Raw genomic sequence first — 16,184 nt, forward strand, 5'->3', positions numbered from 1 at the left:
GGGTCCGCCCGCTGCTTGGCCGCATCCGCGTGCCTCCCGCACGGGCGCAGCCTGCCTGGTGCGGGGCCTCCCGTCACGGTCCGAGTTCGAACAGTGGCGCACTCCGACGCCGGGGCAAACGCCCGGATCAGGTGGGAGCCCGTACACCACTTCTCTCAACCCCAGCCAGACGCACTACCAGGGATTCGAACCTGTGACCTCTCCCAACCTGTGGGGCTCGCAAAGTCATCGCTGCAGGTGGGAGCCTGCGTGCTGAGCAATCGGCAGTGGCTGGGATGAACTCCCAGGTGCTCGCAGGTAGCACAGGAACCCCCGCCCAACAAAAATGAACCTGCCTTAGGTAAATCTCCAAGTCAAGAGCATAAAGTGGACGATTCGGGCTGTACGGGTTCGCGAGAACGATCTGCGCGAGGGCAGCCTGACAACGCGACGCGACTCCTTACAGGAACCGGGTATTCATAGTGGACGCATAACGAAGCGCACAGGTTCGGAGAGCACTTGCGCTGCCGGCTCCAGATCCGCCAGCCGCCTCGCCAGCGTCGATTCGGCGAGCCTGGGTGGCAGTGCATCCGCGAACTTCAGGCCTCTGACCGCCCGCTCATCGACCTCCGGCAGGCACAGATGGTCGGGGGCGGCGGCCGAAACCTGTTTCCAAGCGTCGGGGGCAAGGTCCTCACGCAGCCGGATCCAGCAGTCGTTGATCTGCTGGGCAGGCACGGCGACTTCGGCAAGCGTCGCCGCGAGTGTGGCGTTTGCCCGATGGCCTGCCCATGTCCACCACCTCACGTATCCGCCGGAGCCGCGGGTGATCACTGTGCCTCCGGGGTGCACCTCTTCCATGAAATACTCCCGTGCTTCGGCCAGGTACTTCTCCGCACGCGCGGTGAGGTCCACCGGCGGATTCGCCCCGAGGAGCACCTCGCGTACCGCGCGCGTCAGCTCGAAGGAAATGCCGAAGTCAAGCCCGGCACCGCTCCACTTCGCTCTGCCGCCGCCGTCGACTGGTTCGACGAAGCACCGCTTGCGCTTCCAGTCGATGTACGTGACCTGCCAGCTCCGCCCGGCCAGGAGCAATCGCCTTGGCCCGTCGATCCGTTCGGTGAGCAGGCTCGGATCCGTCCTGCCGATCTCCCTGCGCCCGTTCAGCACGGTGAACTGGGGCGGTGCGGTGAAGACCGCCGTGAGATTCATGAAGTGTCGGTGCCCGAAACGCCGTTCGGCCTCGGGGCCGATGAACAGGAGTTCGCCGTCCTGGTCCAGGTAGCCGTTGTCGACCAGGTGGCGGACGATCGGTTCCGCAGACTGGCCGAACGGTCCGAGGCCGTTCCACCACTCCTGCCAGAGACGGTCCCCGACCTGCAATTCCTGCAGGCACAGCGCGAGAAGCTGCTGAGCCACGATGTGCCGCGGCTCCGGCGGGGCGAGGACGGGCTCCACCCAGCCGCGCGACCACTGCAGGAGAAGAGCCGCCGCGCCGAGGAGTCCGCCGCGGTCCAGCGCCAGGAACAGGCAGTTGCGTGACGTTCCGGGCCTGCGTCCCGTTCGGCCGAGCCGTTGCAGGAAGGAGGCGACGGTGAGTGGGGCGTCGATCTGGATGACCCGGTCCAGATCCCCGACGTCGATGCCAAGTTCGAGGGTGCTCGTGGAGACGATGACGCAGTCGCGGGTCTCGGCGAAGGCCTGTTCCGCACGTCGGCGTTCGTCGACGGAGAGGGAGGCGTGCGAGAGGAAGGTGGTCACGCCCTTGGCGCGCAGCTTCTCGCCCAGTTCCTCGACAAGCCTGCGGGACTCGCAGAAGACGAGTCGTTTCTCGCCACCGTGCAGGGCCGCGATCATGGTAGCGGCATTGTCGACGGAACCCACGTAGTCGAGCTGGATGTCCACCGCGGATGGTGCCGCCGCTGCCGACGTCCCCGGCTTCGGCTCGGCCAGGTGCGGTGCCACCACCGTCGACGGTCGCTTTCCCGCTCCGGATCCCTGAAGCCACTCCAGCAGCTCCTCCGGGTTCCCGACAGTGGCGGACAGTCCCACGCGCTGGACGGGGCGCCCGACGACGCGCTGCAACCGCTCCAGGACCGCGAGCAGATGCCAGCCCCGGTCGTCGCCGGCGAAGGCGTGTACCTCGTCGACGACCACGGTGTGCAATCCGGAGAAGAAGGAGGCGTGGTCGACGTTGGCGCTCACCAGCATCGCCTCCAGCGACTCCGGCGTGGTGAGCAGTACGTCGGGTCGCGCGGCGAGAATCCGCTTCCGTGCCGTCGACGTGACGTCCCCGTGCCACAGGGCGGCGGTGCGTCCGAGCCACGAGGTGTACGTCTCCAAACGGGGCAGCAGGTTGTTCAGCAGCGCCTTCAGCGGACACACGTACAGGACCGAGGTCCCCCACCACTTGTGCGACACCATCTTCGACAACAGCGGGAACGACGCGGCCTCGGTCTTGCCGCCCGCGGTGGGCGCGAGCAGGATCGCGTCCTCGCCCGCGAGCAGCGGCCCGATGGCCTCCTCCTGCAACGGACGCAGTCCGGGCCAGCCGAGCGTGTTGACAATGTGGTGGACGAGCGCGGGTTCCAGGTCGTCGATGCCGCTCACGGCATCTCCAAGTCGATGTCGTCGGCACGCGCGCCCACCGCCGCGTTGCGCTCCACCTCGGTCAGCTCACCGTCGGAGATGGTGAGCGCGTAGTGCCTGCGCGGATCGAACTCGTCGAACTCGTCGACCCGGTCCAGCACATCGGCGACGAGCTTGCGCAGGAAGACACGAGGGGCGATGCCGACCTTGCCGCCGAGGCCGCCGGTGACGGACGTCGCAAGCTCCATGAGATACGCGTCGTCCACCCGCTGCCCGATTCGCTCCGGATTCCGGGCTGCCCCCTCGTACAGATCACGCACACGCCTGCCCAACTCGCCGAGCCGCTCCAGGTCGAAGCCTGCGAGCCGCAATTGGACTGCGCGCGGGGAGTCGAAACGCGGATCCGTGGTGAAGTCGGTTGCCAGCCGCTGAGCGAGTGGCGGAAGCCGCTGCACGCCCTGTTGGCCGTCGAAGAAGGCGGGAGTTCCGGTGATGACGAGAAACAGCCCCGGAAAGCGACCCGCGTCGATTTCGTCGAGAAGCTGCCGCAGCGCGTTGAGCCCCTTCTCCCGTACGTCGCCGCGCACCCGCTGCAGGGTCTCGATCTCGTCGAGGACGACCAGCAGGCCGGGATGGCCGCAGTCGCGCAGCACGGTGAGCAGTCCCTGCAGGAAGCCGAGCGCCGCGAAGTGGTCGAGGTCGCCCCGCACACCGGCGGATCTGCGAGCCGAGGCGGCGACGGACTTCTGTCCGCCGAGCCAGGCGATGAGGGCTTCCGCCATCACGGCGTCCCCGACGGTGACCGCACGCCGATAACCGCGCAGGGCCGCAGCGAATGCCGGTGTTGTGCGTGCGACTTCGGCAAGCCTGCGCTCCATCAGCACGTCGACGGCCTCACCCAGCGCCGTCTCGTCCTCCTCATCGACGCCACCGTTGTCGAGGACCTCTTCCTCCAACGTGTAGAACCAGGAGTCGACGATCGCGCGCAGGGCGCTGGGCTGGTGCGTCGCCGTGGACAGCCGTTCCGTGAGCCTCCTGTACACCGTCTCCAGCCGGTGCAGCGGCGTCTCCGTCTCGGAGATCTGCACCTCGGCCGTGGCGAGCCCGGCGCGTTTGGCCCGCTCGGCGAGCCAGCGTGCGAAGAAGGTCTTGCCGGAGCCGTACTCGCCGCGAATGGCGTGGAAGGCGGCCCCGCCCCGCGCCACGGTGGCCACGTCCCCCTCGAGGGCGCCGGTGAACCGGTCGAGACCGACGGCGAAGAGGTCGAGGCCGGAGTGCGGCACGGTGCCACGACGCAGCGCGTCGACGACTTCCCGTCGCCGGACCGCGCTGACCTCGGGTGCGGAGCTCACTTTCTCTCCTTCGGGAAGAACTGGTCCCGCAGCAGCTTCACGTCGAGTCGGACGGTGTGCCCGGCGTCGATGAACCCGAGTACGGGGTATCCCTCGACGTTCAGCAGTCGCTGCAGGGTCGTGATGAAACCGTCGATGTTGCGCCGTACCCGGCCGGTCGCGGAGACGGCAGAGGCGAGCGCGGCCGGTGACATGGTCTCGCCTGCCTCGGCCAGTGCGTCGATGACGGCAGCCACCACGTTGGCCTCGGGCGCCTTCCGCACGTATTCCTTCTGGGCTTCGTAGACCTCGCTGGCCACGACGCGTGCCCCAAGAGTGGTGGCGGTTTCGCGCGCGCCGGCTTTTTCACTGGCCGCCACGTCGAGGTCGGTCTCAGCGAAGAGACCTTCACCCTCGGGCCGCGCCCGCCTCGTGCCGGACTTGGGCCTGACCGCGGATTTCGGCCTCTCCTCGACCACGGTCACCGTCTGCTCGACCACCGGCTCGGGCACCGACGACTGCCACCACGCCGGCGTCGCCTGCTCGCGAGGCAGCACCTCCCATGCCTTGGGCATCAGTGCCTTGTCCGGGAGGAGTACGAGTACCGGCACGGTCACTTCCGCCAGGGACGCCCCGCCGTGATACCCCGCCCTGCGGCCGGTGTAGCGGATGTCCTCACGCCACGGAGCGACGATGGTGCCGCCGCCTTCCCACACGCGAGGACCGGCCAGCTGAACCTCGCCGTCACGGGCCGTCCCCGTACGCCACCTGGCCGCTGCCGCAGCTCCCCCGTTGTTCGCCGGACCATGGCTCATGCCGCGCTCCAGCACATGGCCGTGGTCGGCGACCAGCACGACGGGGCGGCCGTATCCCTTGGCCGCGGCCAGCAACTCGCGCAGATAGGTGATGTCGTCGAGGCTCCAGCGAGTCCGCTGCCCCTGCTGGCCCTTGTCGAGCGCGTCGTCGATGGTGTTCAGTACGACGCCGACGACCTCGTCGGTGGCGAGTGCGGCCACGACGTCCTCGGACAGATAGCGCCCGGCGTCTCCCTCTATGCCGGCCTTGTGGAAGAGGACCGCTTCTCTGCGCTGCGCCTTCCAGAAGGCGGCGAACCCCGAACTCTCCGCCGCCTGGCCACCCTTGGTGGCTGAAGCCGTGAGCAGCGAGGCGCGGCTGATATTGGTGACCGAGGGCAGCATCGACACGGCTGCCAGGCGCCGGAGGGCCTGCCCCTCGGAGGGCCTGGTAACGGCCTCGGTCCAGCCTTCGCGCTCGGCTTCCTCACCGAGCTGGACGGCAACCGCGGTGCTCATGCCGTCCAGGACGAGGACCAGGGGTGCCGCGCCCGTGGCGGCGATCGGCTTGACCACTTCGGGCAGTACGTTCTCGACGACCAGGCAGCCGCTGGGGAACTGAGCCGTGGCGCTTTCCGTCCAAGTGGTCAGCCGCCCGGCGAACTCCTTGTCCAGGCGCTCCCTTTGGGCCTGCGCCAGGTCGTACAGTACGCGGAAGTCCTGTGCCACGCCATGATCGCCGCCAGGGTCGCCGGCCCACAGCACGGCCAGCGCCCGGTCGACCCACCCCCAGTCAGCGAGCTGCGTCTGCACGCCTGCCGCGGCAGACGGAACTCGGGGCTTGGGGAGAGCGAGCCAGCGTGCGATGCGCACAGCCATGGCGGCTGCCCGATGGCGGTCCGCGTACAGCTTCACGAGCGCGTGTGCGCTCAGCTCGTCGAGTGCGGCCTGAGCCGCTGTCGGTGATTGCCGTGCCGCGGCAGTGACGTGGCGAAGCTGTGCCGTGAAACTCGACGGCAGGAAGCGGTTGGAGACAAGCCCGGAGGTCAGCCCTGCGTCCGCGGCGAGCTGGTCGGCGCGGTCGAGGACGGCGAAGACCCGCTGACGCGCCGCGGGATTGCCACGCGCCTCGCCGATCCAGCGGATCAGCGTTCCCTCGACCGCCTCGGTGAAGGCCTGCAGCTCACCGCGGCGCGGCATCACCTGGCCGAACAGCCCGCCGAGGGCCAGCACCGTGTCCGGGCTCGCGGCGGGGTCGCGCAGGGCGGCACCGAGCAGCCCGAGCGCCATCGCGTCTTGCCCGCACCCGGCCTCCACCAGAGACATGAGGACGGGCACTGCCTGGCCCGCGGTCTCGCCGAGCCACTTCTTGATCTCGGAGCGCTCGGTCTGCGCCAGCTCGGCGAAGCGCAGAGGACCCGCGGGCGTGCGGGACCAGGCGAGCAGGGTGTCCGCGTCGACAGCGACGTCCTGCCCCGCCGTACCGACGTTCCCGTCGCCGCCGAGCCCGAGTCTGGCCACGACGAGAGCGCGCACGGCGGCGTCGCGGGTCAGGACGGCACGGCCGCGCTCCCAGCCCTGGCCGGGTTCTGCCTCGAGCAGGGCTTCGAGCAGCCATGCCTCCTCACGCGCGTACATGCGCGGGTCGAGGCTCGTGGCGCCGAACCGCTGCATGACGATCTCGGCGTTGTCCACGGTGAGGGTCTGCCGCTTCACCGCATGACCGCGCAGGTCCCACCCGAGGTGGTCGTCATCGACCCCGGTGGTCACGACGAGCAGATCGGCGTCGGCCGACTTTTCCTGGTGCTCCGCCCATTCACCGAGGATGCCGAGGACGGACGACTGATGGCTCACCCGAACCCGCCGGGTCTCATCCCCCAGCTTGACGCTGAATTCGGGCGGAGCATTGTCCGCGTACCGTCCGTGCACCAGGACGAGCCTGCGGTCCTTCAAGCCCTTGGCGTAAGCAGTCAGGAGAGCCTCGACCGTACGGCGGCCGACCGGCGGCAGGGTTGCGGCCATCAGCGCCCGGTCTCCTCGGTTTCGGCGGGCACCGGCTGCCAGGAGACCTGAATCCGGGTGCCGGGGTGCGCCTCGACGTACAGCCTGATCTCGTCCTGTACGTCGGCGAGCGTGGCCGCGAGGGTCGCTTCGAGCCGCGTCGACTCCACCACGTGCGGGGTGCGAGGGCTCGGCGTCCGCACGGCACCGCCGCTTTGGGACTCGTCGTGTGTGGTCGGCTGCCGCGGCCTGTCGGACATGACACCCGGGTCGGAGGAGACCGTCGGCTGCCCGTGCTGGGTGAAGCTGACGTCGTCTGCGGTCGGCTGGGGCTGGGGCGGTACCGGCTGGGCGACCTGGGCCAGCCGCGCCACCTCGTTGACCAGGCCGAGGGCCTGCTCCTGGAGCCGGTCGAGTACGGGGACGAGAGAGCGCACCTGCTCATGGTCGTTCGCGGTGTCCTGCACGGCCTCGATCAGCCGCGCCGCCCGGTCCCCCACGCTGTCGTCGCGCTCAGCAAAGGCACGCACGCTCGCCAGCAGCCGCCAGTTGGTGCCGTCGAGGGCGCGCAGCACTTCGGGCGCCTGCTTGAGGGCGGTCCCGATTTCCTGGTCCGTCACGTCATAGGCAGCGGCAGCGAGTTCGCGTACGACCGCGGTGGACTCGCCCAGGCGCACCAGCCGGGCGATGAGGTCGGCGGCCGCGTCAGTGGACTTCATGCGCGGGGCGTCGGCGCCGTGCGGCCCACTCAGGCCGAGAGCCTCCGCGTGCTTGCGCAGCGAGGTCCGCATGCCGTCGACGTGCTCGCGGTACTCCGCGGCCTCCTTGAGCACCCCGCTGGCCAGCTTGGCTACGTTCCGTGCGAACCGCACCGGGGGCACGGGGACGCCGAAAATCCTCCCGGCCCGCTCCCGGGCCGTGGCGAACTCCTCCTCGCTGGGCAGTTCCACGGCCCGCAGCCCATAGCCGGGGCCGATGCGTTCGAGTTCGGGGGCCTGCGGCAGCGGCGAGGTCTGGTAGACCCAGGTCCGGTCGTCGAGCAGCGCGTACGTCGCGATGATCAGGTTGACGACGTTCTTGTCCAGGCCGGTGTAGCCGAGCTCACGGATCCAGGTGCGGATGTCCTCGACGGACAGGTCCGGTCCGGCCTGGGCGTCGGCGGCCTTCTGGTTGATGCGCAGCCGCCAGTCGAAGGTCAGGTTGAGCGGCCCGTCGTGGACTTCACCAAGTCCGAGGGCGTGCACGATCTTCCGGACGGTGGCCAGTTGGTGCCCGTCCACGACGACCCGGCGGGAGCCGTCCTCCATGGCGCGCCCGATCCATTCGAGGGCGGTCTTGAGCTCGCGCGGGGTGACGGCACGGCGTGCGGGCCCCGGAGCCGCACCCGGGTCGAAGTCGGGGTGCTTCGGGTAGAGCACGGCGTACAGCTCGTCCGCGATGATGAACAGGTTCTGCTCGAAGCCGGCCCCCGCCTCGGGCCGCGTCCTGGTGTAGCCGGACTTGAGGGACCACAGGTGCTGGCGCTCGGGCACCTCCGCGCCGATGTTCGCCGCATCCGCCTTGGCAATGCCGTACAACTGCTGCAATACGGCGGTGAGCTGCGAGGTGAGGTTCTCGCTCTGCGCCTTGAGCTGGTGGCGGATCTGGATACGCTCGTCGGCGGAGCGGGTGGCGGTGGCCTCGTCCAGCCGGTCCCTCTCCAGAAGGTAGTTGATCTTCAGCAGTCGTCCGAGCTGGGTCAGCTTCTGCTCGGAGAAGAAGTCCGGCAGCCATACGACGGTGGCCTCGTCCTTGCCCGCCCGCCGCAGCGTCTCGATGCGCTGCACGTCGTCCATGGGCGAGTGCTGGCCGTCGTCAAAGGGGTAGTCCAGCACGAAGCGGATGTTGCCGTCGGTCTGCGGCTGGAACTGCTCGTCCGGAAGGTGCGGGTCCCGTACGTTGCCGAAGACGAACTCGGCGGTCCGCTTGGTCCCCCGCCACACGATGTCGCGCTCGCACACGAACGCCTGGGTGTCCCGGATGCCGAGCGCCGCCCACAGCTGGTCCTTGATCCACTGCCGCCTGAGACCGGGCTGGTCCGCACTGCCCTGCACCTCTTCCAGCAGCGGCTCGACGTCGGCGTCCGACAGGTGCAGGTGGAAGACGGGGTCGCCCGTACTGTCGCCCTCGCTGCGCAGCTCACCGAACTCCGCGGCCTGCAGCTCCTTCAGCGCCTTCGCCGCCACCGAGCCGGCCGATCCGACGCGGGTCTTGATGGTGCCGTGGTTGAGGGCGGCGAGGCGTCCGCCGGTCAGCCGCGCCAGCGCGGGCACATTGGGCGCGAGCGCGGCGAGGAGCAGGGTCTTGATGAGCCGCTCGTCACGCCGGTAGTGCGGATGATCAGTGGATCCGTACTTCTGCAGCAGATGCGCCTGGACGCGCGCGTGGAACCGGTCCGCGATCTCCGACTCCTTGCGCAGCTTGGCGGTGAACGCCTCGCCCTTGCGCTCGGCGATGACGTCCCACAGGTCACCTATGGGGATCAGATCGCCCATCTTGAGGTCGTCGCGGCGCCGCTTCAGCAGTTCCTGCACCAGCTTCAGACCGGTCCGCTCCCGCTGGAGGGCACCGGACAGGTCGACGAGCACGTTGAGCAGCGCGGGCGAGAGCGGATAAACCGTGCGGAAGTCGTCCCAGTCGGCGTCGGTGCGCCCGTGGGCGTCCAGCAGAACCTGCCGGACCTCGTCCTTCGACGACTCCACGATCTTGAAGGCGTCGTCGCGCACCTGCTCCATCCCCGGCTTGGGCGCGAGCACACGGTGCTTGATGATCTCCACGAGGTTGCTGTCCTCGAGGTCCACGACCTCGACGCGGCCCGCAAGGTAGGTGATCTGCTGTTCCAGGTTCTGGACGTCGGCGCCTGCCACGTCCGAGCCGATCAGCTGCGACAGGTCACGCTGCCGGGAGATGAACGACACGATCGGCACCGGCCGGTCGCTGTCTCCCGACTCGATCAGCTTGACCAGCTTCTGCACCTGCTCACGGACGAAGTCCTGCTCACCCATGTGCGCCTGCAGCCACAGGATCAGTTCATCAAGGAACAGCACGACGCCGTGATAGCCCAGGGACTTGGCATGCCGGGAGATGACCGACAGCCCGTTCTCCAACGGCAGGAAGGCTTCCCTGTCGCCGCGGGCACCCTGGGCGTACGAGGCCATGGGCCCGGACAGCAGGGCGGAGACGAGCGCGTCGCGGTCCGGGTCTCCGGCGGGGGCCTCGAAGGCACGGTCGAGGTCGGCCGGGGTCCAGCTGCTCCTGGCCGGCGCGTCACCCGCGTCGAGGACCTCCAGGTCGTCCTCGTCCTCCTCCCCGGCAGCGACGGCGCCGCCCGGGGCGACCGCGAGGGCGCCCTCCCCCAGCCACTGCACGAACTTCGCGTCGTCGGCGAGGAACTCCCGCTGCCGTCGGGCGTCCGCCAGCATGGCGTCGGCCCGGTAGACGGGAGGCGTGGGCTTGCCCGGCTCCTGATCGCGTACCGCCTGCACATACCCGCCGAGCAGCGCCGAGTCCAGGTCGGTCGCCCCCACGAGGTGGTAGGGCACCATCAGGAAGCGCCGGTCGCGCAGCCAGTCGTCGTGCTCCGCGATGACTTCCTGGAGGCGAGGCTTGGCGCGAGCCGCCGGATGGTTGTTCAGTACGGCGTGCAGCACGGTCAGGAAGTGGCTCTTACCGGCGCCGAAGGAACCGTGGAGATACGCGGCGTGCGAGTTGCCCGACCTGACGGCCGTCTTGACGAGACCGAGCGCGTCCCGGAAGGCGTCCTGGAGCTGGTCGGTGACCACATACTCCGCGATCCGGGCATCGGTTTCGGTGAACCCACTGGAGAGCTCGATCTTGAAGTCGCCGGCATGGACGTCTTCCTTGATCTCGATGACATCCCGCAGGAAGAGTTCACTGGTGGGCATCCGGCTCTCGTTCCCTCTACTCACTCGACGGCCTCGACGGCACTCGGACCACGCTGACACGGGCGCGACCTCCAATCTTGCCAGTCTTGGCATGCCTCGCGCCCAGGCCCGGAGCAAGTTCAGTGACACCTCAGTCACGTTCGGCGATGACCGGGCGGACTGCGGTCGCCGTGCGTGACGAAAGGGGTGTATGCGGCGAGCGCGGGCCGCGTAAGGAGCTGTGCCGACGGCACCGGCGGCGTGGCTTGGAACGGCTCCAGCGCAGGCAGGCGGTCTTGCGGGCCGCGTTTCGCGGCTCTGACAGTGAGGAGCGGCGGGGCGGCCTTGATGACCGTGAGGGGGACGATCTCATGGCGGGCGGGATCGAAGGGATCGACGAACTGTTGCGGGACCGTTTGCTGATCATGGTGAGGGACCGGTCGGCGATCGATGTACTGCCACACGTCCGACCCCGGACAGGAGGGCTGGTCCTGACCGGCGCCGACGCACCGGTCAGGTGCAGGGAGATCCGCAACGCATTCCCCGGCATGGTCGTGGTCATGGACCTCGAGAGCCACACCCGGGAGGTCGCCACGACCGACGCGCCGTTCGGTCTCAGGAGCAGCCACGGCTGGCGCTCTCTGGACCTGAAGGACCTGAACGAGATTCTGGACGGCCAGCGCGACAACAAGGCGTCGTTCGCGGTGACGCCCACGTGTTTCATCCCGGCGGACGAGACGGGTGACGCGGCGGTGCTCAAGGCGGTGATCAGGGAGGCGAACCGGCTGCGCCGCGAGGACACCGTGGCGCTGCTGCCGTGCAGCTATCGGTGGCTGCGGGGCGCTTCGCTGCTGCATCTCGTGGAGCAGATACGGGCCTGCCGGCACCCGGTGGCTTTGATCATGCAGGCGGACGAGGATCCCCTCAAGCGATCCCATGTACCTGAGGGCTTACGGCAGCTGTGCCGGTCGTGCCCGCGCCTGCTGCTGTGGCGGACCGACCTCGCCGCCTTCGATGCGATGGCTCACGGGGCACTGGGAGCGGCGATCGGGGCATCGGCCGTGCTCCGCTTCGGCGTGGCTCCCCGGCCCGACAACGGGGGCGGCGGGCACAAGCCGTACACGGTGGTGCTGGTACGGCGGCTGCTGCGCTACCTGCGCGTGGCGACACTCCAGGACTGGTTCGCCCATATCGATCCGTGGACGTGCGACTGCGCCGTGTGCAAGGGAGCGGCCCTCACCCGGTTCACGGACAGCGACGCCGACGTGCTGGCGGCCCTGCAGCACACGGTCTGCGAACTCTATGCACTGCACGACGAGTTGGACTCGACGCTGCCGGGGCACGAGCGCGAGGACTGGTGGCGGCAGCAACTCGCGGACTCCTGGGAACACCACCGGCTACTGGCAGCACAGACGGACACGGAGGTCTCGTTCCCGAAGGTGCTTCAGGCCTGGCGCCGACCGAGCCCTCTGCCGTTGCCCACGACGGAGAAACTTCGGCGTCAGGACCAGTCCGGACCGAGCTGACGCCAGGCCTGCTCGTGGAACAGCCACTGGGCGGGTGAGTGCCGCTGGGGGCGGTAGGGGGCGGGTTCCAGGAGCCAGCGCAGCCCCCGGGGGCTTTGGGTGGCGACGCCTACGCCGTAGAAGCGTGCCTTGAGGAGGAACAGGTCGAGGTCGGGGGACGCGGATTCGGCGTCATGTTGCGATTCCGCGGTCTTCGATACGACGACCCCGCGCGCACAGAACGGCGCGAACTGGGAAGCGTCCCGGACGGCGGAGTCCCACTGGCGGGGTGGGACTCCGCCGGGGCCGTGGACGAGGACCAGCTCGACTCGGGTGGCCGGGACGAGGCGCCGAACGGCGGAGGTTGGGTTCTCGTCCATACCTATGTCTACGACGCCTGGCGGTGCCGTGTGGAGCATGCGCACGGTGTATGCGTCCAGCGTCCCGAGCGGTACGGGGAGGTCCCCTGGTAAGCCGTAGAGGACGGTGAGGAGAGCCCGGCTGTCGACGGCTCCGAGGCCGGCGTGGGAGCGGCGGCGGGCCTCGTCGGCGAACACGGTGACGGCGGCCTGTACCTGCTGTCCACGCAACCTCAGACCGACCAGCGCCTGCTCGGCAAGCAGCATCTCCTCATGTCCCTGTCGGTCGGAGCCGGTTCGTCTCCTGTTGTCTATCAGCCCCGTACACCCCAAGCACGTCCGCCTGCGGATTGTGCCCGCCTGGCCGCCGTACCCCCTACCATGCGCGCATCACTACGCGGCCCGCCGCACCGCCTCCGGCACTCGCTGAGACTCGTCTCTCCGGGAAGCCGGAAGCGGAGATGGCGGTTCCGCGAAGGCGTCGAGGACGGTCACCCCGAAACGGCGCGCGAGGGGCGCGGCAGCCATGGCCAGCGCGACGACGATCGGCGGGGTGAACTAGCCTGCGGCACCGGTCACGCCGAGGGCCGCGGCGACGGCTGTGAGAGCGCAGATGAAGAGAAGCGGGACCAGCACCCGAGCCTTCGTAGAGGGAACCTCGGTCGCCTCAGGGACTGCATCTGGCACGCTGGCAAGCCAGTCCGCCTCGACTACGCGGAAGTCCACGACCTCCGTCCGCGGGCGACTGCTGTACTGGAGAATGCTGCAGATCAGCAGACAGAGTTCACGCTCACGAGTTCGCCGCTCTTGACCTTCGACGCCGCCGTGGACGAGTGTGGCACGGTGGCGCAAGGCGCGTACGACACGTGCGGTGTTCTGCCTCATGTCCAAGCGACTGCCCGGAACGGCGCCGGCGGACTCCCTGTGGGCACGCCGTACGAGAGCCGTGCCAGAGCTGCTCGATCAGTTGGCTCTGCCAGGCCGCCCGCGTCGACTTGGCAGGAGCCTTGTCGGCACGTGTGGTGAAGGACTCCAGCACACGCATGGCTGCGACGGTGCCTGCCGAGTCGGCGTTGCGCACGGCCCAGATGTCGACGCAGGTCAGAGCGGCCGAGACATAGACGAACGTGAGGTAGACACCGATCGCCCACAGCGACGAGGTGCGCCAGGCCAAGGGACTGACGACGAGGGCGAGCGCGACTGAGGCGAGCATCCCGGGCGCGACCAGGAAGAGGCGGCTGAGCTGTGCCCAGGTGGCGTGGGCGTGTACCTGATCCACAAGCGGTTTGTATGTCAGCACTTCGAGCTCTACGCGTCCTGCTCACCCACGGTATGTAGTAACCGATCAGCGTGCACGGCGTGGCGAGTGTCAACGGCCATGTCGTTCGGCTCTGATCAACATTTCGGGATGACCGTACGTGATCGGTTCACGGTGTGAGCAGAATGCGGCGCCGCAGGAGATCGAAGTTGGCCCGTCCATACCCTTGACGTTTGAGGTATTTCACCCGGTTCACGTGGCCCTCGACCATGCCGCTGGAGTAGGGCTGGGCGAGGCCGGCGGTGACGGCGTCGAGATCCTTGCTGAGGTTGCGGGCGAAACCGCGCAGGGGTGGCAGCTCGCTGCCCTGGGCCGCCTTCATCCAGCGAGGCAGCAGACGGCCGTCGAGTTTCTTCATCATCGCGGCGAACGCCGCGATGTGCCGTCGTAGATCGGCGAGTTCAGGGCAATCGGCCAGGATGCGCTTGAGGCGGAGCTGCTGACCGGAGCTGAGGTTGTCGGGGTGACGGGTGAGCCAGCCGGTCACCTGCCGGACCGTGGGCGCCTCCGACCTCTTCGGGGTCGGCGACTCGGCGGAGCGCAACGGCTCGAGCCAGCGCCGGACACTGCGGCTGCTGCCGCGGTAGCCGCGTTCCTGAATCTCGCGGAACAGGCGCCCGCTGTCAGTGCACCCCTCCTGCCAGCGCATATTGAGGTACTCGGCCCAGGGCTGCAGCATCCGTCGGCTCTGCCGCGGCGGCGAGAGCAGGTCCGCGACGACTGTCGCGAGGGCGTACTTGCGGACCGTCTTGCGGTCCATCCGCAGGGACTTGGCGATCACCTCGATGGCGACGCCCTTGTCGTACATCTCGTGCACCGCCGCGAAGTTGCGGCGCGTGTTCGCGGCCCGCTTGCCCTCGATCGCCGGCGGCTCGGCAGGCCGTTCCACCAGGGCGTCCTGGTTCGCTGCCTCGGCCGGAGTGAGGCAGGAGCGGTGGGCGACGACGCACTTCTCGACCGCCTTGCACAGGTTCTGCCAGAGGTGAAAGCGATCTGCGATCTGGACCGAATTCGGCGCGGCCGTGCGGATCGCCTCCGCGTACGCGCTCGCGCGGTCACGGCACACGATCTCGGCGCCAGGATGTTCTTCGAGCCAGGCGGTGAAGGTCTCGGCGGTGCGGTCGGGCAGGACGTCGACGACGCGGCCGGTCTCGATGTCGATGAGGACCGTGCCGTAGACGTGACCGCGCTTGAGTGCGAAGTCGTCGACGCCCAGTACCCGCGGGCTCTGCTTCGGCGGCTCGGCAGGCAGCCTCCGCACACGGTTGAGCAGGGTGTTCGGGCTGATCGTGCAGTGCAGCAGGGCGGCGAGCCGGGCACCAGCCCGACCGGCCAGGCAGCGTGCGATCGATATCAGCATCGCCTGCTGCAGTTGGCTGCGGCGGCCGTGGCGGAAGGTGAGCCCGTCGACCTGCTCGACGAAGGTTCTGCGCGGGCACGACGACTGCTCGCACCGGAACCGGCGAACCGTCAGATGTATCGTCGTCGCCTGTCCACCGATCGCGACGTCAGCGAGCCGCCGACGATATCGGTCGTGGACTCGCTGTGAGTGCGTCCCGCAGCCTGGGCACTGGGCTGAGCGAGCGGCCGCCGAGGCGGTGATACAGATACGTCCACCATCAGCTCGCAGGTCCTCGATCGCGACGCTGGCCAGGTGCGGCAGCAGCGTCTTGGCTATGTGATCTCCTAACACACCTGGTCAACAAGGGGGTTGGAGATCGGTTACGTATGGTCATCCCGAAATGTTGATCAGAGCCGCTTGTCATGACCGCCGTCAGGCGAGGAACCAGAGGTTGAAGACGAACCATAAGTAGGTCTGTTTCATGCTCATGGGAGCAGGGTGGCAGGAGGCACTGACAGTGCTCCGTGAGCTTGAATTCACGGACTCAAAGGCGGGCTGCCTCGCCATCGGGGCAGGAGACGCGGGAGTCGGCGCGGTGGTCGATCTCCGCCCAAACCGTCTTGCCGGGGCCGGGATCGGTGTCGACACCCCAGCGGGTGGCGAGGGCATCGCCCAGAAGGAGGCCACGGCCGGTGTCGGCGTCGCCGCCAGGAGGGGTGGACGGGAGAACCGGGAGGCACTCGCCTCGGGCATCGGAGATCTCTATGCGGACCGTTTCCACCCCGGAGGTGAGGCGCAGGGCGATGTCCCGGCCGGGTACGCGCCCGTGGAGTACGGCGTTGGCGGCCAGCTCCGCGACGATCAAGGTGGCGGTTTCGGAGGGGTCGGACCCGTATGGGATTCCCCAGGCGTGGAGTTGCTGAGTGGTGAAGCGGCGGGCGAGACGGGCACCGCGGCGGGTGGCGCTGAGCCGCTGACTGAACATACGTACGGTGACGGGGACTTGGGGGTATGGAGCGGTCACGGCGCCCAGCGTTCCGGTG

8 protein-coding genes are annotated in these 16,184 nt (G+C 68.7%); 1 reads left to right on the top strand and 7 read right to left on the bottom strand.

Going from position 1 to position 16,184, the window contains the following annotated elements; all coding sequences use genetic code 11:
• Nucleotides 1-456: 456 nt before the first annotated feature.
• The 4 genes from ACFC8N_RS17095 to ACFC8N_RS17110 are packed head-to-tail and all read right to left on the bottom strand — an operon-like array spanning nucleotide 457 to nucleotide 10,638.
• Nucleotides 457-2,589: a DEAD/DEAH box helicase gene (locus ACFC8N_RS17095; protein WP_376288623.1), complete on the bottom strand. Its 2,133-nt coding sequence runs from the start codon at nucleotides 2,587-2,589 to the stop codon at nucleotides 457-459.
• Nucleotides 2,586-3,920 (bottom strand): BREX system ATP-binding protein BrxD, encoded by a 1,335-nt coding sequence (gene brxD, locus ACFC8N_RS17100; protein WP_376288624.1) that lies wholly within the window; start codon nucleotides 3,918-3,920, stop codon nucleotides 2,586-2,588. Before brxD ends, ACFC8N_RS17095 begins: the two co-directional genes overlap by 4 nt.
• Entirely contained in the window at nucleotides 3,917-6,715 is a 2,799-nt protein-coding gene (gene pglZ, locus ACFC8N_RS17105) for a BREX-2 system phosphatase PglZ (RefSeq protein WP_376288625.1), read from the bottom strand. Before pglZ ends, brxD begins: the two co-directional genes overlap by 4 nt.
• Nucleotides 6,715-10,638: a PglY protein gene (locus tag ACFC8N_RS17110; protein ID WP_376288626.1), complete on the bottom strand. Its 3,924-nt coding sequence runs from the start codon at nucleotides 10,636-10,638 to the stop codon at nucleotides 6,715-6,717. Before ACFC8N_RS17110 ends, pglZ begins: the two co-directional genes overlap by 1 nt.
• 539 nt (nucleotides 10,639-11,177) lie before the next feature.
• Here ACFC8N_RS17110 and ACFC8N_RS17115 point away from each other — a divergent pair.
• Complete coding sequence (locus ACFC8N_RS17115; RefSeq protein WP_376288627.1) at nucleotides 11,178-12,143, top strand: hypothetical protein; 966 nt, start codon at nucleotides 11,178-11,180, stop codon at nucleotides 12,141-12,143.
• Here the strand turns inward: ACFC8N_RS17115 and ACFC8N_RS17120 are convergent.
• The 3 genes from ACFC8N_RS17120 to ACFC8N_RS17130 form a co-directional block, all read right to left on the bottom strand.
• Nucleotides 12,119-12,748 carry a hypothetical protein gene (locus tag ACFC8N_RS17120; protein WP_376288628.1) on the bottom strand — a complete coding sequence of 210 codons (630 nt, stop codon included), beginning with the start codon at nucleotides 12,746-12,748 and terminating at the stop codon, nucleotides 12,119-12,121. The two genes, ACFC8N_RS17115 and ACFC8N_RS17120, sit on opposite strands and share 25 nt — an antisense overlap.
• Before the next feature lie 1,160 nt (nucleotides 12,749-13,908).
• A complete protein-coding gene (locus ACFC8N_RS17125; protein ID WP_376288629.1) occupies nucleotides 13,909-15,492 on the bottom strand; it encodes an ISL3 family transposase in 1,584 nt (527 codons plus the stop codon).
• A 193-nt stretch (nucleotides 15,493-15,685) separates the two neighbouring features.
• Nucleotides 15,686-16,126, bottom strand: a complete 441-nt coding sequence (locus tag ACFC8N_RS17130; protein WP_376288777.1) for an ATP-binding protein — start codon at nucleotides 16,124-16,126, stop codon at nucleotides 15,686-15,688.
• Nucleotides 16,127-16,184: the final 58 nt, after the last annotated feature.

This window comes from Streptomyces sp. NPDC055966 (assembly GCF_042269865.1).
In the GTDB taxonomy this organism is placed as follows: Bacteria; Actinomycetota; Actinomycetes; order Streptomycetales; family Streptomycetaceae; genus Streptomyces.

Bases quoted from the DNA above. Each gene is read 5' to 3' on its own strand.
- pglZ (WP_376288625.1), bottom strand. From the start codon at position 6,715: ATGGCCGCAACCCTGCCGCCGGTCGGCCGCCGTACGGTCGAGGCTCTC.
- ACFC8N_RS17110 (WP_376288626.1), bottom strand. From the start codon at position 10,638: ATGCCCACCAGTGAACTCTTCCTGCGGGATGTCATCGAGATCAAGGAA.
- ACFC8N_RS17115 (WP_376288627.1), top strand. From the start codon at position 11,178: ATGGACCTCGAGAGCCACACCCGGGAGGTCGCCACGACCGACGCGCCG.
- ACFC8N_RS17120 (WP_376288628.1), bottom strand. From the start codon at position 12,748: ATGCTGCTTGCCGAGCAGGCGCTGGTCGGTCTGAGGTTGCGTGGACAG.
- ACFC8N_RS17130 (WP_376288777.1), bottom strand. From the start codon at position 16,126: ATGTTCAGTCAGCGGCTCAGCGCCACCCGCCGCGGTGCCCGTCTCGCC.